The organism is Streptomyces sp. 1-11 (assembly GCF_007176755.1).
Lineage (GTDB): Bacteria > Actinomycetota > Actinomycetes > Streptomycetales > Streptomycetaceae > Streptomyces.
On the sequence record NZ_BJTV01000004.1, the window covers coordinates 196,288 to 221,839 of the forward strand.

Sequence of the window (25,552 nt, forward strand, 5' to 3'; positions counted from 1 at the left end):
GCGGCCGGGCGGGTGATCCGGGGTCCCGGTGGCGCGGGCGGCCGGCGACGCACGCCTACGATCGTGCCGTGCCCTTCTTCTCCGTCGAACGCACCGTGCCGCTCCCGCCCGAGGAGGCGTGGCGGCGGCTCACCGAGTGGCCCCGCCACGGCGAGGCGGTGCCGCTCACCCGGATCACCGTCCTCACCCCCGAGCCGACCCGTGAAGGCACCGGCTTCGTGGCCCGCACGGGCGTCGGCCCGTTCGGCTTCGACGACCCGATGGAGGTCACCGTCTGGCGCCCGCCCGCGGACGGCGGAGCGGGGCTGTGCCGGCTGGAGAAGCACGGGCGGCTGATCCTCGGCTGGGCCGAGATCGAGGTCTCGCCCCGGCCGGGCGGCCGGACCCGGGTGGTGTGGCGGGAGGACGCGCGGATCCGCTTCGTCCCCCGCCTCTTCGACGGGCTCGTGGCCCGCACGGCGCGGGCGATTTTCGGACACACGGCGAACCGGCTGCTCCGGCGGGCGTGACCGGCTGACAGCCGCTCAGGCCACCGAACCGACGCGGTCCGCGCGCGCCGGCGCCGTGTCGTGGTGGATCGGGGTGTGGGCGCCGGTGAGCGGGACGCCGCTGCCGCCGCGGCGGGCCGCGACGATCTCCGCGGCGATCGACAGGGCCGTCTCCTCGGGGGTGCGGGCTCCGAGATCGAGGCCGATCGGGGACCGCAGACGGGACAGTTCGAGTTCGCTGACGCCGACCGCGCGCAGCCGCTCGTCGCGGTCCAGGTGGGTGCGGCGCGAGCCCATGGCTCCGACGTAGGCGACCGGCAGACGCAGGGCCAGCCGCAGCAGCGGCACGTCGAACTTGGCGTCGTGGGTGAGGACGCACAGGACGGTGCGCCCGTCGACGTCCGTGCGCTCCAGGTACTCGTGGGGCCACTCGACGACGATCTCGTCGGCCTCCGGGAAGCGGGCCCGGGTGGCGAAGACCGGGCGGGCGTCGCACACCGTGACGTGGTAGCCGAGGAACTTGCCGACCCGCACCAGCGCGGAGGCGAAGTCGATCGCGCCGAAGACGATCATGCGCGGCGCGGGGACCGAGGACTCCACCAGCACGGTCAGCGGGGACCCGCAGCGCGAGCCCCGGGCGCCGATCTCCAGGGTGCCGGTGCGGCCCGCGTCCAGGAAGGCGCCGGCCTCGGCGGCCACCGTGCGGTCCAGTTCGGGCACGTCGCCGAAGCCGCCTTCGCGGGACCCGTCGGGCCGGACCAGCAGGGCGCGGCCGCGCAGTGCGGCCGGGCCCTCGGCGATCCGGGCGACCGCCGCCGCCTCGCCGCTCGCGGCGGCGGCCAGCGCAGCCGCGAGCACCGGCCGGACGGGACCGTCCGCCCGGACCGGCGTGACGAGGATGTCGATGACGCCGCCGCAGGTCAGACCGACGGCGAAGGCGTCCTCGTCGCTGTATCCGAAGCGCTCGAGGACACTCTCCCCGTCCTCGAGCGCCTGCCGGCACAACTCGTACACGGCGCCCTCCACGCACCCGCCGGAGACCGAGCCGACGGCCGTGCCGTCGGCGTCCACCGCGAGAGCGGCGCCCGGCTGCCGAGGGGCGCTGCCGCCGACGGCCACCACGGTGGCGACGGCGAAGTCACGGCCCTGCTCGACCCACCGGTTCAGCTCCTCGGCGATGTCCAGCATCTGTCGGTCTCCTAACGGGATCGCGGTTCGGGTGAGTCGGCCGGGCGGGTCCTGGGTCCTGTCGTCACATTCCCGTCGTACGCCCGCAGGGCAGACGGGAATGTGACGACAGGTCCTAGCGGACGCCCAGCCAGCCCTCGATCGGGTGGAGGGCGAAGTAGACCAGGAAGACGGCCGTCAGCCCCCACATGAAGGCGCCGATCTCCCGGGCCCTGCCCTGGGCGGTCTTGATGGCCGTGTAGGAGATGACGCCCGCGGCCACACCGGTGGTGATGGTGTACGTGAATGGCATCAGGACGACGGTCAGGAAGACCGGGATGGCGGTGGCGCGGTCGGCCCAGTCCACGTGCCGGGCGTTCATCAGCATCATGGCGCCGATGACGACCAGGGCGGCGGAGGCGACCTCCTGCGGGACGATCGCGGTGAGCGGGGTGAAGAACAGGCAGGCGGCGAAGAACAGTCCGGTGACGACCGAGGCGAGACCCGTGCGGGCGCCCTCGCCGACCCCGGTGGCCGACTCGATGAACACCGTCTGGCCGGAGCCGCCCGCCACACCGCCGATCGCGCCGCCGGCGCCGTCGATGAACAGCGCCTTGGACAGGCCCGGCATCCGGCCCTTGTCGTCGGCGAGCTTCGCCTCGGTGCCGACGCCGATGATGGTGGCCATCGCGTCGAAGAAGCCGGCCAGCACCAGGGTGAAGACGATCATGCCCACGGTCATCGCGCCGACCTGGCCCCAGCCCCCGAACTCCACGTGCCCGAAGAGCGAGAAGTCGGGCATGGAGACGGCGCTGCCCTCGAGGGCGGGCGCGCCGCCGGCCCACTGCTGGGGGGCGACCACGCCGAGGCCGTTGAGGACGGCGGCGACCACCGTGCCGGTGACGATGCCGATGAGGATGGCGCCGGGGACGTTCCTGGCCTGCAGCATGAAGATCAGCAGCAGGGTGCCGGCGAAGAGCAGGACCGGCCAGCCGGTGAGTTCGCCGGCCGGGCCGAGGCTCACCGGGGTGGCCTTGCCCTGGTGCACGAAGCCGGCCTTGTAGAAGCCGATCAGGGCGATGAACAGGCCGATGCCCATGGTGATGCCGTGCTTGAGCGCGAGCGGGATCGCGTTCATGATCATCTCGCGCAGGCCGGTGACGACCAGCAGCATGATGACGGCGCCGTACAGCACGCACATGCCCATGGCCTGGGGCCAGGTCATGTTGGGGACGACCTGCGAGGACAGGACGCCGGAGACCGACAGTCCGGCGGCGAGCGCGAGGGGCACCTTGCCGACGAAGCCCATCAGCAGGGTGGTGAGGGCCGCGGCGAACGCGGTCGCGGTGATCAGGGCCTTCTGGCCGAGGGTGTCCCCCGCGACGTCCTTGCCGGACAGGATCAGGGGGTTGAGCAGCAGGATGTACGCCATCGCCATGAAGGTGGTGATGCCGCCGCGCACCTCACGCGCGACCGTCGATCCTCTGCCGGTTATGTGGAAGTACCGGTCGAGCCAGGATCTGCCGGCCGGGACGCGGGTGCCTTCACCCGCGTCTTCGGCTGTGGTCCTGGGCTCCACTGACTGCTGGGTCATGGGCCAACTCCCAAGGTTCACAGGGGCACCCGGCTGCCGTCGGGCGGCAGGCGGGATTTGGGATTGGACGGCCCGGGGGACGGCCCGAGACGAACGTGGTACTCGCTGACCGGCGCCGGGGTGGCTGTGGGCCGGGCGTTGCCCGGCGCCGGGGTGCCGCCGTCGCGGCGTCGCACGCGACGGCGGCCGGGGTGCTACACGGTGCCCGTGAGGTGTTCCGGGCGGACCGGTGTGCGGTTCAGCTCCAGTCCGGTCGCGTTCCGGATCGCCGCGAGGACGGCCGGGGTGGACGACAGGGTCGGGGCTTCGCCGATGCCACGGAGCCCGTACGGGGCGTGGTCGTCGGCGAGTTCGAGCACGTCGACGGGGATGGTCGGCGTGTCGAGGATCGTGGGGATCAGGTAGTCCGTGAAGGAGGGGTTCTTGACCTTCGCGGTCTTCGGGTCGACGACGATCTCCTCCATCACCGCGACTCCGAGCCCCTGCGTCGTACCGCCCTGGATCTGGCCGACGACGGAGAGGGGATTGAGCGCCTTGCCGACGTCCTGGGCGCAGGCCAGTTCGACGACCTTGACCAGGCCGAGTTCGGTGTCGACCTCGACGACGGCGCGGTGCGCGGCGAAGGAGTACTGGACGTGGCCGTTGCCCTGGCCGGTGCGCAGGTCGAAGGGTTCGGTCGGCCGGTGCCGCCACTCCGCCTCGATCTCCACGGCCTCGTCCTCCAGGACGTCGACCAGGTCGCCGAGGACCTCGCCCCCGTCGGTGACCACCTTGCCGCCCTCCAGCAGGAGTTCGGCCGTGGCCCAGGCCGGGTGGTAGGAGCCGAACCTGCGGCGCCCGATCTCCAGTACCTTCTCGCGGACCAGTTCGCAGGCGTTCTTCACGGCGCCGCCGGTGACGTACGTCTGCCGGGAGGCCGAGGTCGAACCGGCGCTGCCCACCTGGGTGTCGGCGGGGTGGATGGTCACCTGGCTGACGCCGAGCTCGGTGCGGGCGATCTGCGCGTGCACGGTGACGCCGCCCTGGCCGACCTCCGCCATCGCGGTGTGCACGGTGGCCACCGGCTCGCCGGCGATCACCTCCATCCGGACGCGCGCGGTGGAGTAGTCGTCGAAGCCCTCGGAGAAGCCGACGTTCTTGATGCCGACCGCGTAGCCGACGCCGCGGACGACGCCCTCGCCGTGCGTGGTGTTGGACAGACCGCCGGGGAGCTGCCGTACGTCGGCGCCCTCGCTGGACTCCCACTGGCGCTCGGGCGGCAGCGGCATCGCCTTGACCCGGCGCAGCAGTTCGGCGACCGGGGCCGGGGAGTCGACCGGCTGCCCGGTCGGCATGAGGGTGCCCTGCTCCATCGCGTTGAGCTGCCGGAACTCCACCGGGTCCATACCGAGTTCACCGGCCAGCTTGTCCATCTGCGCCTCGTAGGCGAAGCACGCCTGGACCGCGCCGAAGCCGCGCATGGCGCCGCAGGGCGGGTTGTTGGTGTAGAGGGCGACGGCCTCGATGTCGACGTCCTCGACGACGTACGGCCCGACGCTGAGCGAGGAGGCGTTGCCGACCACCGCCGGCGAGGCGGAGGCGTAGGCGCCGCCGTCCAGCACGATGCGGCACTTCATGTGGGTCAGCTTGCCGTCGCGGGTGGCCCCGTGCTCGTAGTACAGCTTGGCCGGGTGGCGGTGGACGTGCCCGAAGAAGGACTCGAACCGGTTGTAGACGATCTTCACCGGCTTGCCGGTGCGCATCGCCAGCAGGCAGGCGTGGATCTGCATCGACAGGTCCTCGCGGCCGCCGAAGGCCCCGCCGACGCCGGCCAGGGTCATCCGCACCTTGTCCTCGGGCAGGCCGAGGACGGGCGCCATCTGGCGCAGGTCGGAGTGGAGCCACTGGGTGGCGATGTAGAGGTGGACGCCGCCGTCCTCCTCGGGCACCGCGAGGCCGGACTCGGGGCCGAGGAAGGCCTGGTCCTGCATGCCGAAGGTGTACTCGCCCTCGACGATGACGTCGGCCCGCCCGCGTGCCGCCGCCACGTCGCCGCGGACGATCGGCTGGCGGTGCACGATGTTCGGGTGCGGGACGTGCCCGAAGTGGTGGTCGTCGCGGTTCTCGTGCACGAGGACCGCGTCCGGGGCGGTCGCGGAGGCCTCGTCGGTGATGACGGGCAGTTCCCGGTACTCGACCTTGATCTTGGCGGCGGCGCGGCGGGCCGTCTCCGGGTGGTCGGCGGCGACGATCGCGACCGGTTCGCCGTGGTGGCGCACCTTGCCGTGGGCGAGGACCGGGGTGTCCTGGATCTCCAGGCCGTAGTGGCGCACCTCGGTGGGCAGGTCGTCGTAGGTCATCACCGCGTACACGCCGGGCAGGGCGAGGGCCTCGGAGGTGTCGATGGACACGATCTCGGCGTGCGCGACGGTGGAGCGCAGGATCTGGCCCCAGAGCATGTCCTCGTGCCACATGTCGGACGAGTACGCGAACTCGCCGGTGACCTTCAGGGTGCCGTCCGGGCGGAGCGTGGACTCGCCCACGCCGCCCTTGGTCTGCGAGCCCTGCGTGATCTTCGTAGGAGTGCCGGTGGGGGCACCGCCCGTTCGAGCGGAGCCGAGAGCGGGGGACGGCATGTCAGACCCCCTCGGACTGGCGGGCGGCGGCCAGGCGGACCGCGTCCATGATCTTCTCGTAGCCGGTGCAGCGGCACAGGTTGCCCGACAGGGCCTCGCGGATGTCCGCGTCGGTCGGGTTGGGGTTGTGCTCCAGCATCTCGTCGGCGGCCACCAGCAGGCCCGGGGTGCAGAAGCCGCACTGCACGGCGCCGGCGTCGATGAACGCCTGCTGCACGGGGCTGAGTTCGGCGCCCTCACCGGTCTGCGAGTCGGTGCCCCTGGCCTGCCAGGCCTTGGCCTCGTCCAGCGAGGTGCCGGCCGAGCCGCCGCAGGAGCGCTGCCTGGCGTAGTCCGCCAGACCCTCGACGGTCACCACCTCGCGGCCCTCGGCCTGGCCGGCGGCGACCAGGCAGGAACACACCGGCACGCCGTCCAGGCGCACCGTGCAGGAGCCGCACTCGCCCTGCTCGCAGGCGTTCTTGGAGCCGGGCAGGCCGAGGCGCTCGCGCAGCACGTACAGCAGGGACTCGCCCTCCCAGACGTCGTCGGCCTCCTGCGGGCGTCCGTTGACGGTGAAGTTGACTCGCATCACGCAGCTCCCTCGGTGGTGCGGCGGGCGCCGCGGTAGGACTCCCAGGTCCAGGTGAGCGTCCGGCGGGCCATGACGCCGACCGCGTGCCGGCGGTAGCTCGCGGTGCCCCGGACGTCGTCGATCGGGTTGCAGGCGCCGGAGCACAGCTCCGCGAACCGCTTGGCGACCGACGGGGTGACGATCTTTCCGTTGTCCCAGAAGCCGCCCTCCTCCAGGGCCGCGTTCAGGAACTCCTCGGCCGCCTTCGCCCGGACCGGCGTGGGCGCGGCGGAGCCGATGCCGGTGCGCACGGTGCGGGTCTCGGGGTGCAGGGCGAGGCCGAAGGCGCACACGGCGATCACCATGGCGTTGCGGGTGCCGACCTTGGAGTACTGCTGCGGGCCGTCCGCCTTCTTGACGTGGACCGCGCGGATCAGCTCGTCGGGCTGGAGGGCGTTGCGCTTGACGCCGGTGTAGAAGGCGTCGATCGGGATGAGCCGGGTGCCGCGGGCGGCCGACTCCACCTCGACGTCCGCGCCCGCCGCGAGCAGGGCGGGGTGGGCGTCGCCGGCGGGCGAGGCGGTGCCGAGGTTGCCGCCGACGCCGCCGCGGTTGCGGATCTGCGGGGAGGCGACCGTGTGCGAGGCGAGCGCGAGGCCCGGCAGCTCGGCGCGGAGGTTCTCCATGATCTTCGTGTAGGGGACCGAGGCGCCCAGCCGGACGATGTCCTCGCCGACCTCCCACTCGTACAGGTCGCCCACGCGGCCCAGGTCGAGCAGGTACTGGGGCCGCCGGTGGTCGAAGTTGATCTCGACCATCACGTCGGTGCCACCCGCAATCGGCACAGCGGTGGGGTGCTCGGCCTTCACGGCGAGCGCCTCCTCCCAGCTGGCGGGGCGAAGGAAGTCCATGACCGGCTCTCTTCTTCGTCTCGTGAGTCGTGCAGATTGAGCCAATCCGTGTGCGGCGGTCCCGGCTCGTTCATGTGCTCTTTACGCGGAGTGGGCTCAGTACACCGTCCCGTACTCCGGCGGGGTCAGTCACTGAAACCATGAAGGAGTTGGCTGGCCACGACGGGCATCTTGTAGATTCGTATGAACGGAGGCCATCGGTAACCTCTCCGTTTTCCCCGGGAAACGCGGGGTGCCGGCCCGGCGGCCCCGCCGTACGGCCCGGACACCCGGGTTCCGGGCCCGTCACGGGTCCCCATCAGGATTCATCGTAGATTTCGAGACACAGAACGGCGGCGACGAGATGCGGCTGCGCGCACTGCTGGACACCGATGCGCTGGGGCTGCGGCTGCTCGGCGGCGAGGACGAGCTGGACCGCTCCGTGCGCGGGGTCATGACCACCGACCTGCGCGATCCGAGCCGCTATCTGTCCGGTGGCGAGCTGGTGCTGACCGGCCTGGCCTGGCGCCGCGACGCCGGCGACTCCGAGCCCTTCGTGCGCATCCTGGTGCAGGCCGGGGTGGCGGCGCTGGCGGCCGGCGAGGCCGAGCTGGGCGATGTGCCGGACGACCTGGTGCTGGCCTGCGCGCGGCACCGGCTGCCGCTGTTCGCGGTGCACGAGTCGGTGGCGTTCGCGACGATCACCGAGCACGTGGTGCGGCAGGTCTCCGGGGAGCGGGCCGGCGATCTGGCGGCCGTGGTGGACCGGCACCGGCGGATGATGACCTCGGGCCCGGCGGGCGGCGGCCCCGACGTGGTCCTGGACCTGCTCGGCACCGACCTCGACCTGCGCGCCTGGGTGCTCTCCCCCACCGGCCGGCTGATCGCCGGCTCCAAGGTCGCGGGTCCGGCGCTGCCGGCCGGGACCTGCGCGCGGCTCGCCGCCGAGCACCTGGCCGCCGTCCGCACCGGCCGGCGCGGCCCGCACCGGGTGCCGCTGGACGGCACCACCTACTCCCTCTTCCCCATCCGCTCCTCCGGGCGCTCCCCGCAGGCCGCCCGCGACTCCCGCGAGACGGTCCTGTCGGACTGGCTGCTGGCGGTGGAGGCGGACGCCGGGGACTGGCCGGAGGAGCGCCTCGACCTGCTGCAGGGCGTCACCCAGCTGATCGCCGTGGAACGCGACCGGCGGGACGCGGCGCGCACCGTGCGCCGCCGGCTCGCGCAGGAGGTGCTGGAGCTGGTGCAGACCGGTGCGGCGCCCGCCGAGATAGCCGCGCGGCTGCGGGTGGCCGCGCCGGTGCTGCTGCCCGGGCTCGGGGCGGCCCCGCACTGGCAGGTGGTCGTGGCCCGGGTCGAGTGGGACGGCGCGGCGGTGGAGGGCGGCCCGGTCGCCCAGTCGCTGCTGGAGGAGGTCCTGGTGGACCCCCAGGCCACCGGCCCCGAGCCCTCGGACCGGATCGCCGTCGCCCACACCGGGGACGAGGCGATCGCCCTGGTGCCGCTCCCGGCGGTCTCCGCCGACCAGGACGGCTCCGAGACCGGGCTGCTCGCCGACGCGCTGCTGCAGGCCGTGCGGGAGCCGCTGACGGCGGGGCTGGCCGACGACGGGCGGCTGACCCTCGGCGTCAGCGCCGCCGTGCACTCGGCGGAGGGGCTGCGCGGCGCGCTGGAGGAGGCCCGGCACGCCCGCCGGGTCGCCGCGGCCCGCCCCGGCCGGGTCTGCGCCGCCGGCCACCAGGAGCTGGCCTCGCACGTGCTGCTGCTGCCGTTCGTCCCGGACGACGTCCGCCGCGCCTTCACGGCACGTCTGCTGGACCCGCTGACCGACTACGACCGCCGGCACCGCGCCGAGCTGATCCCGACCCTGGAGGCGTTCCTCGACTGCGACGGCTCCTGGACCCGCTGCGCCACCCGGCTCCACCTGCACGTCAACACGCTGCGCTACCGGGTCGGCCGGATCGAGCAGTTGACGGGACGGGACCTGTCGCGCCTCGAGGACAAGCTGGACTTCTTCCTGGCGCTGCGGATGAGCTGAGACGACGCGGGCACGGCGCGGCCGGATCCGGGTCACGCCGAGGTCCCCCGACTTTGTGAATTCTTTCACCCATCCCCTTGGCCCAGCACCATGATTGGTGCTGGAATGCCGCCACCACTCAACAGCTCGACGGCGTGCTCGGGGAGGGCAACGTGGCGCATTCCGCCATGTCTGGTAACGGAACGACCGCCGGTGACGATCCGCTCCAGACCGCGGTATGGCGGTTGCGCTCGCGGGCCTGCTGGGCCGACGCGGCGGCCCTGCTGCCGGCGGACACCCCGGCCGCGACCCTGCAGCGGGCGGCGCTGCTGGTCGAACGGTGCCTGTACACGGAGCGGGGCTGGGCCGAGGCGGAGGACGCGCTGCGCACCGCGGAGGCGCAGGCGCACACCGACGAGGAGCGTGGGGCGGCCGCCTGCGAACGCGGCCAACTCGCCTACGCGGCCACGCTGCACGGCGTACGGGACCGGGCGGACGAGGCCCGGGCCGCGCTGGGACGGGCGGCGGCGCTGATCCCGCCGGGGGCCGTGGGACGGGCGGTGCTGGACTTCCGGCGGGGGCTGCTGGCGGAGAACCTGGCCCGGTCCCCGCAGGCGGCGCGGGCGGCCTACCGCCGCGCCCACGCGGGCGCCACGGCGCACGCCGATCCGCTGCTGCTGTCCTTCACCTGGCGCCACCTCGCCGGACTGGCGCTGCGCGACGGGGAGTTGGCGGAGGCCCGGCACGGCTTCGCCGAGTCGCTGCGGATCCGCGAGGAACTGGGCTACCTCGTGGGCACGGCCCCCGCGCTGGCCTCCCTGGCGGACGCGGAGTCGGAGCCGGAGGCCTCACGGCTGCGGGAGGAGGCCCGGCGGCTGTTCCGGCTGCTGGGCGGCGTCCCGACCTGGCTGGCCCGCCAGTTGGCGCCGCCGGCGCCGGGTGCCGCGACGGCCTGAGGGCGGTCTCAGAGCGGGCTGAGAGGTTGCTGTGCCAGTGTGGCGCGCCCCGACCCCCTCAGGAGTGCTCGATGAGTCTGCTCAACGGCCTGCCGGCCCATGTGCTGCTGGTCCACATAGTCGTCGTGCTGATACCGCTGACCGCGCTGGCCCTGGTGGCCGGCGCGGTCTGGCCGCGGGCCGCCCGGCGGCTCGGCGTGCTGCTGCCCTCGCTCGCCCTCGTCGCCCTGGTCAGCGTGCCGCTGACCACCCAGGCCGGTGAGTGGCTGGAGCGGCACGTCGACGACGACGTGCTGGTGCGGCGGCACACCGAGCTGGGCGACGGGCTGCTGCCGTGGGCGCTCGGCCTGTTCGTGCTGGCCGCGGTCGTGTGGTGGTCGGCCCGCGGCCCGCGGCAGCAGGACGCGGACGGCGGCCCGGCGCGGGCCGCCCGGCTGACCGCGCTGCCGGTGCGGATCGTGGTCTCGGTGCTGTCCCTGGCGGTGGCGGCCGGAGCCGTGGTGGACGTGTACCGCATCGGCGACTCCGGCGCGAAGGCCGCCTGGCACGACGCCTACTCCAAGAGCGCGCACAGCGAGCGGGACGGTTCCTGACCCACACCCCCGGCCGGAGCGGCACGACCCGCTCCGGCCAGGCGGTACGACCTCGCTCCGGGCCCGGCGGGAGGCGGTACGACCCGGCGGGCGGTACGCCCCGGCCACGACGCGAGGCTGGGCGGTACGACGCGCCACGACGCGGGGCGGCATGACCCGACCCGGCCATGGCGGGAGGCGGTACGACCCGCCCCGGCCATGACGCCGGGCGGCACGATCCGGCCCAGCCACCACGCCGGGGCGGCACGACCGCGACCCGGCCACGGCCGGGCGCCCTCAGGCGGCGCCTGCGAAGTGGTCGCCGACCAGGTTGCGGACCACGTCGAGGTCGTGGGCGATCAGCGCGTCCAGCAGAGCGGTGTGCTCGGCGGCGTCGGCCACCAGGTCGGTGCTGCGGTGCCGGGCCGGGGCGCCGGCCAGGGGCCACTGGGAGCGCCGGTGGACGTCCTCCGCCATCCGGACCAGTTGCGCGTTGCCCGCGAGCGACAGCACCGCCCCGTGGAAGGCGCGGTCGGTCTCCGCGTAGGCGGCCGGGCAGCCGGAGGACGCGGCGCGCACCGTGTCCTCGGCCAGCGGCCGCAGCTCGGCCCAGCGCTCGGCGGGCACCGTACGGGCCAGCCGCAGCACCACCGGCACCTCCAGCAGCGCCCGCACCTCGGCCAGCTCGGCCAGCTCCCGCGCGCCCCGCCGCACGACCCGGAAGCCGCGGTTGGGCACCACCTCGACGGCGCCCTCCAGGGTGAGCTGCTGCATGGCCTCGCGCACCGGTGTCGCCGACACCCCGAAGCGCTCGCCGAGGGCCGGCGCCGAGTAGACCTCGCCCGGTGTCAGCTCGCCCGCCACCAGGGCCGTCCGCAGCGCGTCGAGGATCTGCCCGCGCACCGAGGAGCGACGCACGGCGGCCCTGGGCCGCGGGAGCGGATGCTCCCCGTGGGTGTGCTCGCCCCGCGCCCCGGGCGGGCCGGCGTCCGGCCGGGCGGCCGGCTCGGCGGCGTGCTGCCGCGCCGGGGCCCGGGACTGGCCGAAGGGGTCGGCGGAGCCCTGCGCACCCTGCTCCACGGGGCCTCCTCCGGCTTGTCGGCACTTGGGGTCATTAACGGCGGGTCGTCACTTGTCCGTCAAGCACCATAGGCGCACGGGACGGCTCTTCAAATTCCCTGGAGAATGGATAAGGTTAGGCTTACCTTTGCAGCCGTCCCGCGATCAAGGTCCGGTGATCCCGTCATGCCCGCTACGGCCACGCCGTTCACCGCCGCGTACACCCGCCTCAGCGCGGCCTACCCGGGGCTGACGGTCACCGAGCCGGGCCCGGCGCGGGAACTGCCCGAGGGCGGCGGCTGGATCGGCGCCGCCCGGCTCGCCGAGGGCGGGGAGCGGCTCGACGCCTTCCTCGCCTGGGACGAGGCCCAGGTGCTGCGCGACTACGGCCGGCAGGCCCGCCCGGATGTCGTCGCGAGCTTCGGCCTGCACCGCTACGCCTGGCCGGCCTGCCTGCTGATCACCGTCCCCTGGTTCCTGCACCGCCGGGTGCCCCGGCTGCCCGTGTCGCGGGTCGCCTACGACCGCGCCGCCGGCCGTATGGCCGTCCGCCCCGTCTCCTTCGCCTGCCTGCCGGACGACCCGGCGGCCGCGCTGCCCGGCGCGGTCGTCGTGCCGGACGAGGAGGCGCTGCGGGCCGAGGTGCGCGCGGCCGTCGCCGAGCACCTGGAACCGGTGCTCGCCGCCTTCGGGCCGCGGATGCGGCGGCGCGGGCGGGCACTGTGGGGCATGGCGACCGACGAGGTCGTGGAAGGACTCTGGTACGTCGCCCACCTGTTCGGCGCCGAGGAGGCGCGGCGGGCCGTGCGGGAACTCGAACTGCTGCTGCCCGGGGCGACGCGGCCGTACGCCGGCTCGGCGGCGTTCCGGGTGCTGGCCGGCCCGGACGGCGAGCCGCTGGCCACCCGGGACCGGGCGAGCTGCTGCATGTTCTACACCGTGCGCCCGGAGGACACCTGCGCCACCTGCCCGCGCACCTGCGACGGCGACCGGATCGCCAAACTCGCCGCCGCCGCGGTCGCCTGAGACACCCTCAGGTGCACGGGACGCCCGCGCGTCCCTTAAGATCATCACGATCGGACCACCCGCCGCGGACAGGCAATTCACAACTCCCCCTCCCGCACCGGGAACTTTCCGGGGAACCATCCGTACGGGTAGTCTTGTTCGAACTCAACTCCCGCCCCTCATGCGGCAGTTCGAGCAGAACGTCGCCCTGGGCATTCCCTTGCACCTCCTTGGCGGCCTCTTGCCCCGAAACCCCCTGAGGGCCGTCCGGAGTGGGCCACCATGGCGGGCGTCACGCCCTATCCCAATGCAAGGGACCCCTGATGAGACTGACCGACATATCGCTGAACTGGTTGCTTCCGGGCGCCGTACTGCTCCTGGGCGTGCTGGCGGCGGTGGCGGTGCTCGCGCGCGGCAAGCGCTCCTCCGGGGAGAACGCGAGTGCGGACGACTCCTGGGAGCGCAGCGAGGAGCGCCGCAGGCGCAAGGAGGCCATCTACGGCACGGCCTCCTACGTGCTGCTGTTCTGCTGTGCGGCGGTCGCGGCCGCGCTCTCCTTCCACGGCCTGGTCGGCTTCGGTGAGCAGAACCTCGGGCTGACCGACGGCTGGCAGTACCTGGTGCCCTTCGGTCTGGACGGCGCGGCGATGTTCTGCTCCGTCCTCGCGGTGCGCGAGGCCAGCCACGGCGACGCCGCCCTCGGCTCCCGGATACTGGTCTGGATGTTCGCCGCAGCGGCGGCCTGGTTCAACTGGGTGCACGCGCCCCGCGGCATCGGTCACGCGGGCGCCCCGCAGTTCTTCTCGGGCATGTCCCTGTCGGCGGCCGTGCTGTTCGACCGCGCGCTGAAGCAGACCCGCCGGGCCGCGCTGCGCGAGCAGGGCCTGGTGCCCCGCCCGCTGCCCCAGATCCGCATCGTCCGCTGGCTGCGGGCCCCGCGCGAGACCTTCAAGGCGTGGTCCCTCATGCTCCTGGAGGGCGTGCGCAGCCTGGACGAGGCGGTCGAGGAGGTGCGCGACGACAAGCGGCAGAAGGACGAGACGCGCCGGCGCCGGCGTGACCAGCAGCGGGTGGAGCGCGCCCAGCTGCGTGCCATCAGCCGGGGTCACCGCGGCTTCGGCGGCCGCGGCGGCCGGCAGGTCGAGGTGCAGGCCATGGAGCGCGGCCCCGCTGCGTCGACCGCGGAGCCTGCCATATCGGCGCCGGAACTGCCCGTAAGCTCACGTCCGTCCCTTCAGCCGGTCCGCAAGGGCACTGAGGCGGTCACCGTCGACCTCACCGCGGAGGACGACACGATGGCCCTGCCGCGCCTGGACTCCCTGGAGCGCAAGCTGAAGGACCTGGAGCAGCAGTTCGGCTAGGTCCTGGGGCGGGACCCGGACTCATCTCGGGACGGGGGCGTGACCGCGTGGTCACGCCCCCGTCCCGCGTCCGTCTCCGGGCCGCCTCAGGCCGCCTCCGCGCCGAGTTCGAACCAGACCGACTTGCCCAGGCCGTGCGGCAGCACGCCCCAGGAGTCAGCCAGGGAGTCCACCAGGACCAGGCCGCGGCCGTTGGTGTCCTCACCGGTGTCCGGTGTGCGCTGCTGTGGTCTGCGGGCCACGAAGTCCCGTACCTCCACGCGCAGTCCGCCCGCCGAGACGACGGCGGTCAGGACCGCGTCGCGGTCGGTGTGCACGAGCGCGTTGGTGACGAGTTCGCTGGTGAGCAGTTCGGCTATCTCCGAGCGGCCCGGCCTTCCCCAGTGCCGCAGCAGTTCGCGCAGTTCCCGGCGCGCCTCGGGCACCGCCCTGAGGTCCGCCCGCCCCAGCCGGCGCCTGAGCCGCTGCTGGCGCCAGTCGTGTTCCGTGATGGTGCCGGTCTCTTCCCCCGCTTGAGCCGAGGAGGCCCCTATGGTCACGGGACCGCCCCCTCGCGCCTGCCTCTTCATGACCCCCGCCCGCACGTTTCCGGCCCTGCCCCTCCTGGTCGAACACGTTCACGGGGATCCATTCCCAAAGCGCATCCGGCCAGTCCTGGAGTCCCGCCGACCGCCGGGTGTTCGGCCACGGCCGCCCGCCGCTCGCGCCCCGCCCCGGACGCCTCCGCGCCCGCGCCCGGCCGGGCGGGACCGCCGTGGCGTGCCACGGGGGCCCCAGGACGGACGGATCGGGACGTGTGGCACCGCCGGGCGGTCCGCCGTCACGGGCGGTGAAAGTGGCCGGAAAGCACCGATGCGGGACGCTGTCTCAGGGCCTGGGCACGTTGCGCAGATTCGAGCGGGCCAACTGGACCATGCGGCCGACGCCGCCGTCCAGCACCATCTTCGAGGCGGACAGCGCGAACCCGGTGACCATGTCGGCGCTGATCTTCGGCGGGATGGACAGGGCGTTGGGGTCGGTGACGACGTCCACCAGCGCCGGCCCCTTGTGCCGGAAGGCGTCCTTGAGCGCCCCCGCGAGCTGCTTGGGCTTCTCCACCCGCACCCCGTAGGCGCCGCAGGCCCGGGCCACGGCGGCGAAGTCGGGGTTGGTGTTGGCGGTGCCGTACGAGGGCAGGCCCGCGACCAGCATCTCCAGCTCGACCATGCTGAGCGCGGAGTTGTTGAACAGCACCACCTTGACCGGTAGGTCGTACTGCACGAGCGTGAGGAAGTCGCCCATCAGCATGGCGAACCCGCCGTCGCCGGACATGGAGACGACCTGCCGGCGCCGGTCGGTGAACTGGGCGCCGATCGCCATCGGCAGCGCGTTCGCCATCGAGCCGTGCGAGAAGGAACCGATGATCCGGCGGCGGCCGTTGGGCGAGACGTAGCGTGCGGCCCAGACGTTGCACATGCCGGTGTCGACCGTGAACACCGCGTCGTCGGAGGCGACTTCGTCGAGGACGGCGGCCACGTACTCCGGGTGGATGGGCACGTGCTTTTCGACCTTGCGGGTGTAGGCCTTGACCACGCCCTCCAGCGCGTCGGCGTGCCGCTTGAGCATCCGGTCGAGGAAGCGCCGGTTCGTCTTCTCCCGCACCCGCGGGACGAGGCAGCGCAGCGTCTCGCGCACGTCGCCCCACACGGCGAGGTCCAGCCGGGAGCGGCGGCCGAGGACCTCCGGCCGTACGTCGACCTGGGCGATCTTCACGTCGTCCGGCAGGAAGGCGTTGTACGGGAAGTCGGTGCCCAGCAGGATCAGCAGGTCGCACTCGTGGGTGGCCTCGTAGGCGGCCCCGTAGCCGAGCAGCCCGCTCATGCCGACGTCGAACGGGTTGTCGTACTGGATGAACTCCTTGCCCCTGAGGGCGTGTCCGACCGGGGCCTTGATCTTCTCGGCGAACCGCATCACCTCGGCGTGCGCGCCGGCCGTGCCCGCGCCGCAGAAGAGGGTGACCTTGCCGGCCGCGTCGATCATGTCCACGAGCCGGTCCAGCTCCGCGTCGCCGGGCCGGATCGTGGGCCGGGAGGTGACCAGCGCGCTCTCGGCGGCGCGTTCCGGGGCCGGCTCGTCGGCGATGTCACCGGGCAGCGAGACCACGCTCACGCCCCGCTGCCCGACGGCGTGCTGGATGGCGGTCTGCAGCAGCCGGGGCATCTGCCTGGCGTTGGAGATCAGCTCGCTGTAGTGGCTGCACTCCTGGAAGAGCCGGTCCGGATGGGTCTCCTGGAAGTAGCCGAGGCCGATCTCGCTGGAGGGGATGTGCGAGGCGAGGGCGAGCACCGGGGCCATGGAGCGGTGCGCGTCGTACAGGCCGTTGATGAGGTGCAGGTTGCCCGGGCCGCAGGAGCCGGCACAGGCCGCGAGACGGCCGGTGATCTGGGCCTCGGCACCGGCCGCGAAGGCGGCGGTCTCCTCGTGGCGCACGTGGATCCAGTCGATGGCGGAGTTGCGGCGCACGGCGTCCACGACCGGGTTGAGGCTGTCGCCGACCACGCCGTACAGGTGGCGCACGCCGGCCCGGACGAGGATGTCGACGAACTGCTCGGCGACGTTCTGTTTGGCCATGGCTGTCGTCTGCCCCTTCGCTGTCCCTCGCTGTCCCGGGATGGGCCCTCCCGGTCCATCAAGTCACAGGAGCGGCCGTCACGCCTCCCACACGGCCGCCGCCGTACGGTCGTCGGCGTAACCCTTCACCCGTACCTGGGCGTCGGCGAGGAAAGCGGCGAGGCCGGGCGGCGTACGGCCGGACCAGCGGCGGGCGAGGTAGGCGCAGAGCGCGGGCTCGCCGCGCAGCGGTTCGGCGAGGCCGCCGGTCGCCATCACCAGCACATCACCCGGGCGGGCTACCGACGCGCGGAAGCGGAAGGGTTCGCGGGGCGGTTCGGGCGCGGGTTCGAACGGGCTCGGCGGGACCGGGATGCCGAAGTCCATGGTGAGCCGGTCGCCCTCGGGGGTCTCGGCGGGGGCCGAGCCGAAGCCGGCGACCGGGTCGCCGCCCGCGCCGCCGGCCGGCACGCCGGGCTCGATGTCCTGCCACTCGCCGCCGCGCAGCCGGAACAGTCCACCGGCGCCGGCGCCGAAGAACACCCGGGTACGGCAGTCCGGGTCGGCGGGCAGCAGCAGGCAGCGCAGCCCGGCGACGTACTCCTCCGGGTCGAGGCCCCGCTCGGCGGCGTCGGCCCGCAGTCTGCCGAGACCGCGCTCGGTCAGCCGTTGCAGACCGGACTTCAGGTCACCGCGCCGGGCGGCCCGGATGTCCTCGACGAGCCGCCCGTGACTGCGGCCGACGGCCCGGCCGATCAGCCGGCACGCCTCCGCGGCCGCCCGGTGCGCGTCCGGCGCCGCCCGTGCGCCGGTCGCCATGGCGACGAGCACCAGCGCCTGCTCGCCCGTGCCGAAGCGCGCGGTCAGCAGCGCGTCCCGGCGCGGCTCGCCCCGGTACCGCGCCGAGTCCCCGCGCAGCGACACCGCCCGCAGGGTGCAGGCCCCGTACCGGGCGCCGTCCAGGGCGGTGTCGGCGACCTGTTCCGCCAGCTCCTCCGGATCGGCGAGGGGCAGCGCGGTGGGCTCGGGGTCGTAGGTGGGGGGACCGGAGCCGACGTGGTCGAGCGCGGAGGGAGGCAAGGGAACCGAGGGCGCCACGGGGGTGGCGGAGGCGGACGGGAACGCCGGGGGCGCGGGAGACACCGTCGGGGGCGGGGGAAGTACGCCCCGGGGCTGGGGAGATGCGGCCGAGGGCCCGGGGGGCGCTACTGGCGGCTGACCAGGTGCGGCCGAGGGCGCGGGCGGCACCGCCGGGGGCTCAGGAGGTGCAGCCGAGGGCCCGGGAGGGACCGCCGGAGACTGGGGATGCGCTGCCGAGTACCGGGGTGGAGCGGCCGTGGGCACGGCAGGCACCGCCGGAGGCTCACCAGGTGCAGCCGAAGGCCCGGGAGGGACCGCCGGGGGCTCAGGAGGTGCAGCCGGGGGCTGGGGAGGCGCGGCCGGGGCCCCGGCAGACACCGCCGGAGGCTGAGGAGGTGCGGCCGGGGGCGTGGGAGGCACCGCCGGAGGTGCGTCCGGTGGGCCGGGAACGCGCTGGAACGGCACCGCGCGTTCCCCGGACGCCGCCGGACCCGGGGAGGCGCGCTCCACGGGCGGCCGGCCGGGCGGCGGCTGCTGGTGCGCCGGCGCGGCACCGGACCCCGCGCCCCCGCCGGGCTCACCGGGTGCGTCGCCACCGCCGGGCCGCTCCCCCACCGCGTTCCGCGCCGAGGTGAAGCGGTCGTCCAGGGAGTCCGGGGCCGGTGTGGGCCCCGTGTCCTCGGTGGAGTCGTCGTACAGCTCTCCCCACCAGTCGTCGTCGTGACGGGCGGGCCTGCCCCCCTGCTGGCTCATGTTCCTGATTGTCCACCGCACGGGGGCCGTGGAAACGGGGCATCGGAAAATTCCGGCGCCGCTGTCGGCCGTGGCACGGCGCGCGCCTGTGCGAGCCCCAACCGCCGTACGGGGACGGCATGATGGCCGCCGGGCGATCCCACCCCCCACGGGAGGACCGCCCGGCGACGTCTGGTGACCGGTGCCACGCCGGACGAGTGGCCGGATCCGGCCGGATCATGCCTGGACTCCTGGGGCGCGGCTGTGCGCCCCGGGCCCGGCCGGGTGTCCTCCGGTGCAGCTCAGCCTGGCAGAGTGGCCACCGGTACGGCGATGATGTGCGGCGGCGGGTTTGCGCCGTGGCCGGTTCCCGCCACCAAGCGCACGCGTGGACGGCTTGTTCTCAGGAAAGGGGAACGCGGCTCGATGCTGGCAGCGATAGGCCTGGACGAGACCCACGAGTCGGCGTACCGGGCGCTGGTGTCCGTGGGCGCCGCCGAGGTGGCCGATCTGGCGCGGCGGCTGTCGCTGGCCGAGCCGGACACCGAGCGCGCGCTGCGCCGGCTGGAGCGGCACGGCCTGGCGGCCCAGTCCCCGGCGCGGCCGGGCCGCTGGGTGGCGGCGCCGCCCGGGGTGGCGCTCGGCGCGCTGCTGACGCAGCGGCGGCACGAGCTGGAGAAGGCCGAGCTGGCGGCGGCGCTGCTGGCCGAGGAGTACCGGGTCACGGCTGCCGAGCCGGAGGTGCACGACCTGGTGGAGGTGGTGACCGGCGCCTCGGCGGTGGCGCAGCGCTTCCTGCAGATGCAGCTCGGCGCCACCGAGGAGGTGTGCGCGCTGGTCACCGGCAAGCCGATGGTGGTCTCCGGGATGGAGAACGACGCGGAGGAGCAGGCGGCCGGGCGCGGGGTCCGCTACCGGGTGGTGGTGGAGCGCTCGGTGCTGGACTCGCCGCACGGGCTGACCGAGCTGACGGCGGCGCTGGGCCGGAACGAGCGGGTGCGCGTGGTGGACCGGGTGCCGACGAAGCTGGTCATCGCCGACCGGTCGCTCGCCATGGTGCCGCTCACCACGAGGACGGTGGAGCCGGCCGCGCTGGTGGTGCACGCGAGCGGGCTGCTGGAGCTGTTGGCGGGCCTTTTCGAGTCGGTGTGGCGGGAGGCGCTGCCGCTCCGGCTGGGCGCCCAGGGAGTGTCCGAGCAGTTGCCGGACGGGCCGGATTCGACCGACCTGGAGGTGCTGTCGCTGCTGCTGGCCGGGCTGACCGACGCGAGCGTGGCCAAGCAGCTCGACCTGGGCCTGCGGACCGTGCAGCGCCGGGTGAAGCGGCTGATGGAGCTGGCGGGGGTGACGACCCGGCTGCAACTGGGCTGGCACGCCTACGAGCGGGGCTGGGTGTCCCGCGAGGATTCCCGCTGACCTGCGGCTTCCCCTGACCTGCGGCTTCTTCGCTCCTCGGGCAGGCTGGGCGGATGGGAGCGTGGGAACTCCTGCTGGTCGGCGTGGTGATCGCGCTGGGCCTGGGCGGAGTGCTGGTGCCCGGGGCGCCCGGGTCCTGGCTGGTGTGGGCGGCGGTGCTGTGGTGGGCGCTGAAGGACCCGCGTCCGGTGGCCTGGGCGGTGCTGGTCGGCGCGTCCGGGGTGCTGATGCTGTCCCTGGTGGTGCGCTGGGCGCTGCCCCCGCGCCGGCTGCGGGCGGGCGGCGCCACGCCCGGTATGGCCGGGTACGCCGGGACGGGCGCCGTCGTCGGGTTCGTGCTGCTTCCGGTGCTCGGCGCGCTGCCGGGTTTCCTGGCCGGCGTCTACCTGCACGAGCGGCGGCGGCTGGGCGGGCACGGCGAGGCGGTGTCGGCTCTGCGCACGGCCATGCGGTCGGGCGGTTCCAGCGTGTTCGCCGAACTGTTCGCCTGTCTGCTGATCGCGGGCGCCTGGCTGGGCGCGGTGGTGTGGGGCTGAACTGTCAGCGGGCGAGGACCGCGGCGACGGTGTCGGCGATCGCGCGCATGCCCGCGTCGTTGAAGTGCAGGTGGTCCCCGGGGTCGTAGCCGGGCCTGATGCGCTCGGGGCGGGCCGGGTCGCGTACGGCGGCGTCGGCGTCGGCGACGGCGTCGAAGGCGCCGCCGGTGCGGATGAACGCGTTGACCTTCCGGCGTACGGCCTCACCGGCGGCCGTGTACGCGGTGTACCCGGCGTACGGCGTGAGGGTGACGCCGACGACCCGGATGCCGCGGGCGTGGGCGCGGGCGACGAGGGCGCGGTAGGCGTCGGCGAAGGCGGCCGGGTCGTCCGCGACCGGGGTGCCCTTGATGTCGTTGATGCCCTCCAGCACGACCAGGGTCCGTGCCCCGGCCCGGTCCAGGGCGTCGGCGTCCAGCCGGGCCAGGGCGCTCGGCCCGGTGCCGTCGCGCAGCAGGCGGTTGCCGGCGACACCGGCGTTGAGGACGCCGAGCCGGGTCAGCCGCCCGGCGAGCCGGTCCGGCCAGCGGTGGTTGGCGCCGGGGGTGGAGCCGTTGCCGTCGGTGAGCGAGTCGCCGAACGCCACGACGCTGCCCTCGGCGGTGCCGAGGACGTCGACGCCGGTGACGTAGTACCAGGAGCTGGTGGCCCGGGTGTAGGCGGCGCCGGTCTCGTCGGCCGCGTGGCCGGTGCCGACGGGGGCCAGGTAGCTGGTCTGCAGGGCGGTGCGGTGGAACGTCGCGGGGCCGGAACCGTCCGGCGTGAGGACGGTGACCAGCAGATCGGCGGCGGCCGGCACGGCCAGCGGGACGGGGTCGGTCAGCAGGTCCCGGCCGGGCGGGACGGTGGCCGTCGGCGCGCCCTGGAAGGTCGCGGTGCGCAGGGTACCCGGCACGGCGTCCGCACCGGCGCCCCGCCGCAGCGCCACCGTGACCGCGCCGAGCCGCAGCGGCGCGGTGCCCAGCCGGTTGCTGAGCCGGACCCGCACGGCGCCGCCGCCGACGCTCAGGTGGACGACGTTGCGGAAGGCGGCGCCGCGCAGCGCGGCGGCGGTACCGGAGGGCGCCGCCTCCCAACTGCCGGTCCAGCGGGGCGCGGTGGTTTCCGCGACCGCCTTCGCCGCCGTACCCGGCACCGACGCGAGCAACAGCGCCGCGAGCACCCGCCCGGCCTTGACCATGTACCGCCCGCCCTTCCCGTGAACCGTCGCAGGCGACCGTGCCACAGGGCGGGCGCGCGGGCCCGGAACGTCACCGAGAGTCCACCCGCTCGGCCCAGGGCGGTGGCCGGATCCGGGGGCGGGGCGTCCCGGCCGGGGTCCGCCGGCCGTACCGCTACCCGGTCACCGCGCCGGTGCCGCCGGCGGTGTCCGGCAGGGCGTTCTCCAGGTCCAGCAGCCAGAGTTTGCGGTCGAGGCCGCCCGCGTAGCCGGTCAGGGCGCCGGTCGCGCCGATGACGCGGTGGCAGGGGCGGAGGATGAGCAGGGGGTTGGCGCCGATGGCGCCGCCGACCGCGCGTACGGCGGCGCGGGGCGCGCCGATCCGGGCGGCGATCTCGCCGTAGGTGGTGGTGGCGCCGTACGGCACGGTGTCGAGGGCGTCCCACACCCGTTGCCGGAACTCGGTGCCGTGGGCGCGCAGGGGCAGCCGGAACTCCTTCAGTTCGGCGGCGAAGTAGGCGGCCAGCTGGTCCCGGGCGGCCCGGAACGGCCCCGGGTCCTGTCGCCAGCCGGGCTCGACGGCCCGGCCGCCCTTCTGGCCGGGCACGGACAGCGAGGTGAGGGCGCCGTCCGGGCCGGCGGTGAGCAGCAGCCGTCCGACCGGGGCGTCCACGGTCGTCCAGTAGGTCAGGTCCGTCACGGGTTCAACTCTCCTGAGGTGCGCAGGTGCTGGAGGGCGTACGACCGCCAGGGCCGCCACGCGTCGGGGGTGTCGAGGCCGGGCGGGGCCACGTCGGGGTCGGCGAGGGCGCGGACCCGGAGGGTGGCGGCGACGGCCGGGTCCATGCCGGGCAGCGCGAGCAGCGCCCGGTGGGCCTCGTCCCGGTCGGCGCCCGGGTCGAGCCGTACGGTGCCGTCGGCGAGGGCGGCGGCCAGCGCGCCGAGCGGGCCGCCGGGCTCGGGCCCGGCGAGCGCCCCGGGCTCCGGGAAGAGGTGGGTGAGGCTGCCGCAGGGCGCGTCGAGCGCCTTGCCGTACCGCTGGACCAGCCCCGCGGCCCCGGCCACTGCGACGAGGGCGCGCGCGGCGGGCTCCAGGGGGTCGACGGCGCCGGGCGAACGGAGGCCGGGCCGGGCGGCGACCAGCGGGGCGAGCCGGGGATCGGCCGAGAGCCGCTCGTCGACCGCGTACGGGTCGGCGTCGAGGTCGAACAGCCGGCGCAGCCGCTGCACGGCGGTGGTCAGGTCCCGGGGGTCGGTGAGGTGCAGCCGCGCCTGGAGCCAGCCGCCCGGGTGCCGGCCGCCGCCCGGCTTCGGGGCACGGGCCCGCTCCTCGACGGCGGCGATCCCGGTGCCGTGGGGCAGCCGCAGGGTGCGCCGGTAGGTACGGCGGCCCAGGGCGCCGGTGACCTCCTCGACGCCCGGTACGGCCTCGCGCGCGAGCTGGTCGAAGACGGCGGCGCGCTGGTAGGGGCCGCGGTGGGCGAGCCGCAGCGGGACACCCGCGTCCGCGGTGGCCCGGCGGGCGCCGCGGCCCCGCGGCGCGGCGGCCCGCACCCCGGTCGGCGTGGCGTCGTAGACCTGGCGGATGGTGTCGTTGAACTGCCGCACGCTGGCGAACCCGGCCGCGAACGCGATCTCGGTGACCGGCAGGTCGGTGGTCCGCAGCAGCGTGCGGGCGCTGTGCGCCCGCTGGGCGCGGGCGAGCGCCACGGGTCCTGCGCCGAGTTCGGCGGTGAGCTGCCGCTGCACCTGCCGGGCGCTGTAGCCGAGCCGGGCGGCCAGTCCGGCGACGCCCTCACGGTCCACGACGCCGTCCCCGATCAGCCGCATGGCCCGGCCGACCACGTCGGCGCGGACGTTCCACTCGGCCGATCCCGGCACCGCGTCCGGCCGGCAGCGCCGGCAGGCCCGGAAGCCGGAACCCTGCGCCGCGGCGGCCGTGCGGAAGAACCGCACGTTGGACCGCTTGGGGGTGACCGCCGGGCAGCTCGGCCGGCAGTAGATGCCGGTGGTCACGACGGCGAAGAAGAACGCGCCGTCGAACCGCCCGTCCCGGCTGCGCACCGCCTCGTACCTGCTGTCATCGTCCATCACGTGTTCCAGTGTGGCCCGCCCCCGCGGGGGCGGGCTGGCGGAAATCGGACACGCAGATGGGCGGCGGCAGCGGACCGGCGGGCGGCCGCCGGGACGCGTTCCGGTCGGGACGGTCTTCGGACGGTTCCGGCAGCCGTTACCGCAGGCGGCCCCGCTTTGCCTCCATCGCGGCCCGGCCCTGCGCCCCCTTCCGCTTCCAGTCCTTCCTGATCTCGGCGCGTAGACGGGCGTCCGTCTTCGCGACGATCCACTGGTTCTCCCGCAGCAGCTTGCGGTAGCTCTCCAGGCGCCGGACCGGCAGCTCCCCGTCGTCCACGGCGGAGCGCACCGCGCAGCCGGGTTCGCTCTCGTGCGCGCAGTCCTGGAACCGGCACCGCCGGGCCAGCTCCTCGATCTCGGCGAACACCTGCCCGACCCCGCTCTCGGCGTCGAACAGCCCGACGCCCCGCAGCCCGGGGGTGTCGATCAGCACACCGCCGGTGGGCAGCGGCAGCAGGTTGCGGGTGGTCGTGGTGTGCCGGCCCTTGCCGTCGACGTCCCGGGCGGCCCGGACGTCCATGACGTCCGCACCGACCAGGGCGTTGGCGAGGGTCGACTTGCCGGCGCCGGACTGCCCGAGCAGCACGGTGGTGCCGCCGCCGACGAGCGCGGTGAGCACGTCCAGGCCGTCGCCGTGCAGGGCGCTGACGGTGAGCACGGGCACGCCGGGCGCGCTGGTCTCGACGTCCTGGACGAGGTGGGCCAGCGTCACCGGGTCCGGGACCAGGTCGGCCTTGGTGAGCGCGACCACGGGCTGGGCGCCGGACTCCCAGGCCAGCGCCAGGAACCGTTCGATGCGCCCGAGGTCGAGTTCGACGGCGAGGGAGACGGCGACCACGGCGTGGTCGACGTTGGCCGCGAGGATCTGTCCCTCGGACCGCTTGGACGAGGTCGACCGGACGAAGGCGGTACGGCGGGGCAGCAGCGCCCGCACGTACCGCGGATCGCCGCCTTCGGGGTCCACGGCGGCCCAGTCCCCCGTGCACACGACCTTCACCGGGTCGTGGGGGACGACGAACTCGGTGTCGGCGCGGACGACGCCGGCCGGGGTGACGACGTCGCACTGGCCGCGGTCGACCCGCACGACGCGGCCGGGCAGCAGGCCCAGCTCGGCATGGGGAGCGAACTCGGTCTCCCAGCCCTCGTCCCAGCCGTAGGCGGCGAGAGGGTGCGGGGAAGCCGGGGAAGCGGAGGAAGTCGGGTAAGAAGGGGAAGCGGAGAAAGCGGAGGAAGACAAGGGGAACCCTTCACAAGGGCGGCCCCGGCTCCGCGCACGTGTGCGCCGTGGGAAAGGTCAGCCGGGGACCACGGGGGTGGAGTGGATGGTCTTCTGGTCGCGGACAGCGCCCGTCACGGAGACAGTCATCGGTCACACCTCCCGTTCCTCGATCAGCCGACGGCGACGGCCAACGGCCGCCGCTCGAAGCGTTCTTCACACTAGGGCGGCGCCCGCCCCGGCGCCACCGGTTTATTCGCCGGCCGCCCGCCGCCCGCCGCCCGCCGCCCGCCGCCGGCCCGCGGCTCGACGGCGGGCGGCCGGGCTGTGCTAGGGTTGCGGAGTTGCAGTTGTGGTACCCATGAATTCATGTGCGCCTGACGGGAATGTTCATCCTCAGGCGCATTTGTTGTT

General features: G+C 74.5%; 21 protein-coding genes. 8 read left to right on the forward strand and 13 right to left on the reverse strand.

Features of this window, described 5'->3' with window-relative positions; translation table 11 throughout:
* The first annotated feature begins 68 nt into the window (after positions 1–68).
* Positions 69–509: an SRPBCC family protein gene (locus TNCT1_RS10595; RefSeq protein WP_143630609.1), complete on the forward strand. Its 441-nt coding sequence runs from the start codon at positions 69–71 to the stop codon at positions 507–509.
* 15 nt (positions 510–524) lie between these two features.
* Here TNCT1_RS10595 and TNCT1_RS10600 read toward each other — a convergent pair whose 3' ends face one another.
* From TNCT1_RS10600 to TNCT1_RS10620, 5 genes are all read right to left on the reverse strand, one after another.
* The gene (locus tag TNCT1_RS10600) at positions 525–1,676 is read right to left on the reverse strand and encodes an XdhC/CoxI family protein (protein WP_143630610.1); all 1,152 of its coding nucleotides are present in this window, start codon (positions 1,674–1,676) and stop codon (positions 525–527) included.
* A 115-nt stretch (positions 1,677–1,791) separates the two neighbouring features.
* On the reverse strand, positions 1,792–3,249 hold the full coding sequence (locus TNCT1_RS10605) for an NCS2 family permease (RefSeq protein WP_143630611.1): 1,458 nt from the start codon (positions 3,247–3,249) through the stop codon (positions 1,792–1,794).
* A gap of 194 nt (positions 3,250–3,443) precedes the next feature.
* Positions 3,444–5,864, reverse strand: a complete 2,421-nt coding sequence (locus TNCT1_RS10610) for a xanthine dehydrogenase family protein molybdopterin-binding subunit (RefSeq protein WP_143630612.1) — start codon at positions 5,862–5,864, stop codon at positions 3,444–3,446.
* A gap of 1 nt (position 5,865) precedes the next feature.
* The gene (locus TNCT1_RS10615; protein ID WP_143630613.1) at positions 5,866–6,435 is read right to left on the reverse strand and encodes a (2Fe-2S)-binding protein; all 570 of its coding nucleotides are present in this window, start codon (positions 6,433–6,435) and stop codon (positions 5,866–5,868) included.
* Complete coding sequence (locus TNCT1_RS10620) at positions 6,435–7,328, reverse strand: xanthine dehydrogenase family protein subunit M (RefSeq protein ID WP_143630614.1); 894 nt, start codon at positions 7,326–7,328, stop codon at positions 6,435–6,437. The genes TNCT1_RS10615 and TNCT1_RS10620 overlap by 1 nt, the downstream gene beginning before the upstream one ends.
* Before the next feature lie 343 nt (positions 7,329–7,671).
* Between TNCT1_RS10620 and TNCT1_RS10630 the strand changes: the two genes are divergently transcribed.
* The 3 genes from TNCT1_RS10630 (at position 7,672) to TNCT1_RS10640 (ending at position 10,873) form a co-directional block, all read left to right on the forward strand.
* Positions 7,672–9,345 (forward strand): PucR family transcriptional regulator ligand-binding domain-containing protein, encoded by a 1,674-nt coding sequence (locus TNCT1_RS10630; protein WP_143630616.1) that lies wholly within the window; start codon positions 7,672–7,674, stop codon positions 9,343–9,345.
* Positions 9,346–9,512: 167 nt separating this feature from the next.
* A complete protein-coding gene (locus TNCT1_RS36235) occupies positions 9,513–10,280 on the forward strand; it encodes a hypothetical protein (protein WP_174266230.1) in 768 nt (255 codons plus the stop codon).
* Between the two features lie 71 nt (positions 10,281–10,351).
* The gene (locus TNCT1_RS10640) at positions 10,352–10,873 is read left to right on the forward strand and encodes a DUF2231 domain-containing protein (protein ID WP_143630618.1); all 522 of its coding nucleotides are present in this window, start codon (positions 10,352–10,354) and stop codon (positions 10,871–10,873) included.
* Positions 10,874–11,149: 276 nt separating this feature from the next.
* Here the strand turns inward: TNCT1_RS10640 and TNCT1_RS10645 are convergent, their stop codons facing one another.
* Complete coding sequence (locus TNCT1_RS10645) at positions 11,150–11,932, reverse strand: GntR family transcriptional regulator (protein ID WP_143630619.1); 783 nt, start codon at positions 11,930–11,932, stop codon at positions 11,150–11,152.
* A gap of 165 nt (positions 11,933–12,097) precedes the next feature.
* On the opposite strand from TNCT1_RS10645, the gene TNCT1_RS10650 reads away from it, so the two are divergent.
* Together TNCT1_RS10650 and TNCT1_RS10655 are read left to right on the forward strand one after the other, a co-directional pair.
* Positions 12,098–12,937, forward strand: coding sequence for a (2Fe-2S)-binding protein (locus TNCT1_RS10650; RefSeq protein ID WP_143630620.1), 840 nt, complete (start codon positions 12,098–12,100; stop codon positions 12,935–12,937).
* 302 nt (positions 12,938–13,239) lie between these two features.
* Complete coding sequence (locus TNCT1_RS10655; protein ID WP_143630621.1) at positions 13,240–14,277, forward strand: DUF2637 domain-containing protein; 1,038 nt, start codon at positions 13,240–13,242, stop codon at positions 14,275–14,277.
* 86 nt (positions 14,278–14,363) lie between these two features.
* Here TNCT1_RS10655 and TNCT1_RS10660 read toward each other — a convergent pair whose 3' ends face one another.
* The 3 genes from TNCT1_RS10660 to TNCT1_RS10670 form a co-directional block, all read right to left on the reverse strand.
* The gene (locus TNCT1_RS10660; protein ID WP_143630622.1) at positions 14,364–14,816 is read right to left on the reverse strand and encodes an ATP-binding protein; all 453 of its coding nucleotides are present in this window, start codon (positions 14,814–14,816) and stop codon (positions 14,364–14,366) included.
* 328 nt (positions 14,817–15,144) lie between these two features.
* The gene (locus TNCT1_RS10665; RefSeq protein WP_143630623.1) at positions 15,145–16,887 is read right to left on the reverse strand and encodes a pyruvate dehydrogenase; all 1,743 of its coding nucleotides are present in this window, start codon (positions 16,885–16,887) and stop codon (positions 15,145–15,147) included.
* A 78-nt stretch (positions 16,888–16,965) separates the two neighbouring features.
* Positions 16,966–18,699: a protein phosphatase 2C domain-containing protein gene (locus TNCT1_RS10670; RefSeq protein ID WP_143630624.1), complete on the reverse strand. Its 1,734-nt coding sequence runs from the start codon at positions 18,697–18,699 to the stop codon at positions 16,966–16,968.
* A 405-nt stretch (positions 18,700–19,104) separates the two neighbouring features.
* Here TNCT1_RS10670 and TNCT1_RS10675 point away from each other — a divergent pair, with 405 nt between their 5' ends.
* Positions 19,105–20,094, forward strand: coding sequence for a LuxR family transcriptional regulator (locus TNCT1_RS10675; protein WP_143630625.1), 990 nt, complete (start codon positions 19,105–19,107; stop codon positions 20,092–20,094).
* A gap of 53 nt (positions 20,095–20,147) precedes the next feature.
* Entirely contained in the window at positions 20,148–20,630 is a 483-nt protein-coding gene (locus TNCT1_RS10680) for a DUF456 domain-containing protein (protein ID WP_143630626.1), read from the forward strand.
* A gap of 4 nt (positions 20,631–20,634) precedes the next feature.
* On the opposite strand, the gene TNCT1_RS10685 is transcribed toward TNCT1_RS10680, so the two are convergent.
* From TNCT1_RS10685 to rsgA, 4 genes are all read right to left on the reverse strand, one after another.
* Positions 20,635–21,810, reverse strand: coding sequence for a GDSL-type esterase/lipase family protein (locus tag TNCT1_RS10685; RefSeq protein ID WP_143630627.1), 1,176 nt, complete (start codon positions 21,808–21,810; stop codon positions 20,635–20,637).
* Between the two features lie 154 nt (positions 21,811–21,964).
* On the reverse strand, positions 21,965–22,489 hold the full coding sequence (locus tag TNCT1_RS10690; RefSeq protein WP_143630628.1) for a methylated-DNA--[protein]-cysteine S-methyltransferase: 525 nt from the start codon (positions 22,487–22,489) through the stop codon (positions 21,965–21,967).
* Positions 22,486–23,880 carry a DNA-3-methyladenine glycosylase 2 family protein gene (locus TNCT1_RS10695; RefSeq protein WP_308789277.1) on the reverse strand — a complete coding sequence of 465 codons (1,395 nt, stop codon included), beginning with the start codon at positions 23,878–23,880 and terminating at the stop codon, positions 22,486–22,488. The genes TNCT1_RS10690 and TNCT1_RS10695 overlap by 4 nt, the downstream gene beginning before the upstream one ends.
* 139 nt (positions 23,881–24,019) lie before the next feature.
* Complete coding sequence (rsgA, locus tag TNCT1_RS10700; protein WP_143630630.1) at positions 24,020–25,159, reverse strand: ribosome small subunit-dependent GTPase A; 1,140 nt, start codon at positions 25,157–25,159, stop codon at positions 24,020–24,022.
* Positions 25,160–25,552: the final 393 nt, after the last annotated feature.

Excerpts from the sequence above, each read along its gene's own strand:
- TNCT1_RS10620 (WP_143630614.1), bottom strand. The coding sequence starts at position 7,328 with ATGGACTTCCTTCGCCCCGCCAGCTGGGAGGAGGCGCTCGCCGTGAAG.
- TNCT1_RS10650 (WP_143630620.1), top strand. The coding sequence starts at position 12,098 with ATGCCCGCTACGGCCACGCCGTTCACCGCCGCGTACACCCGCCTCAGC.
- TNCT1_RS10605 (WP_143630611.1), bottom strand. The coding sequence starts at position 3,249 with ATGACCCAGCAGTCAGTGGAGCCCAGGACCACAGCCGAAGACGCGGGT.
- TNCT1_RS10685 (WP_143630627.1), bottom strand. The coding sequence starts at position 21,810 with ATGGTCAAGGCCGGGCGGGTGCTCGCGGCGCTGTTGCTCGCGTCGGTG.
- TNCT1_RS10670 (WP_143630624.1), bottom strand. The coding sequence starts at position 18,699 with ATGAGCCAGCAGGGGGGCAGGCCCGCCCGTCACGACGACGACTGGTGG.
- TNCT1_RS10665 (WP_143630623.1), bottom strand. The coding sequence starts at position 16,887 with ATGGCCAAACAGAACGTCGCCGAGCAGTTCGTCGACATCCTCGTCCGG.
- TNCT1_RS10600 (WP_143630610.1), bottom strand. The coding sequence starts at position 1,676 with ATGCTGGACATCGCCGAGGAGCTGAACCGGTGGGTCGAGCAGGGCCGT.
- TNCT1_RS36235 (WP_174266230.1), top strand. The coding sequence starts at position 9,513 with ATGTCTGGTAACGGAACGACCGCCGGTGACGATCCGCTCCAGACCGCG.
- TNCT1_RS10630 (WP_143630616.1), top strand. The coding sequence starts at position 7,672 with ATGCGGCTGCGCGCACTGCTGGACACCGATGCGCTGGGGCTGCGGCTG.
- TNCT1_RS10675 (WP_143630625.1), top strand. The coding sequence starts at position 19,105 with ATGCTGGCAGCGATAGGCCTGGACGAGACCCACGAGTCGGCGTACCGG.
- TNCT1_RS10655 (WP_143630621.1), top strand. The coding sequence starts at position 13,240 with ATGAGACTGACCGACATATCGCTGAACTGGTTGCTTCCGGGCGCCGTA.
- TNCT1_RS10695 (WP_308789277.1), bottom strand. The coding sequence starts at position 23,880 with ATGGACGATGACAGCAGGTACGAGGCGGTGCGCAGCCGGGACGGGCGG.
- TNCT1_RS10615 (WP_143630613.1), bottom strand. The coding sequence starts at position 6,435 with ATGCGAGTCAACTTCACCGTCAACGGACGCCCGCAGGAGGCCGACGAC.
- TNCT1_RS10680 (WP_143630626.1), top strand. The coding sequence starts at position 20,148 with ATGGGAGCGTGGGAACTCCTGCTGGTCGGCGTGGTGATCGCGCTGGGC.
- TNCT1_RS10610 (WP_143630612.1), bottom strand. The coding sequence starts at position 5,864 with ATGCCGTCCCCCGCTCTCGGCTCCGCTCGAACGGGCGGTGCCCCCACC.
- TNCT1_RS10640 (WP_143630618.1), top strand. The coding sequence starts at position 10,352 with ATGAGTCTGCTCAACGGCCTGCCGGCCCATGTGCTGCTGGTCCACATA.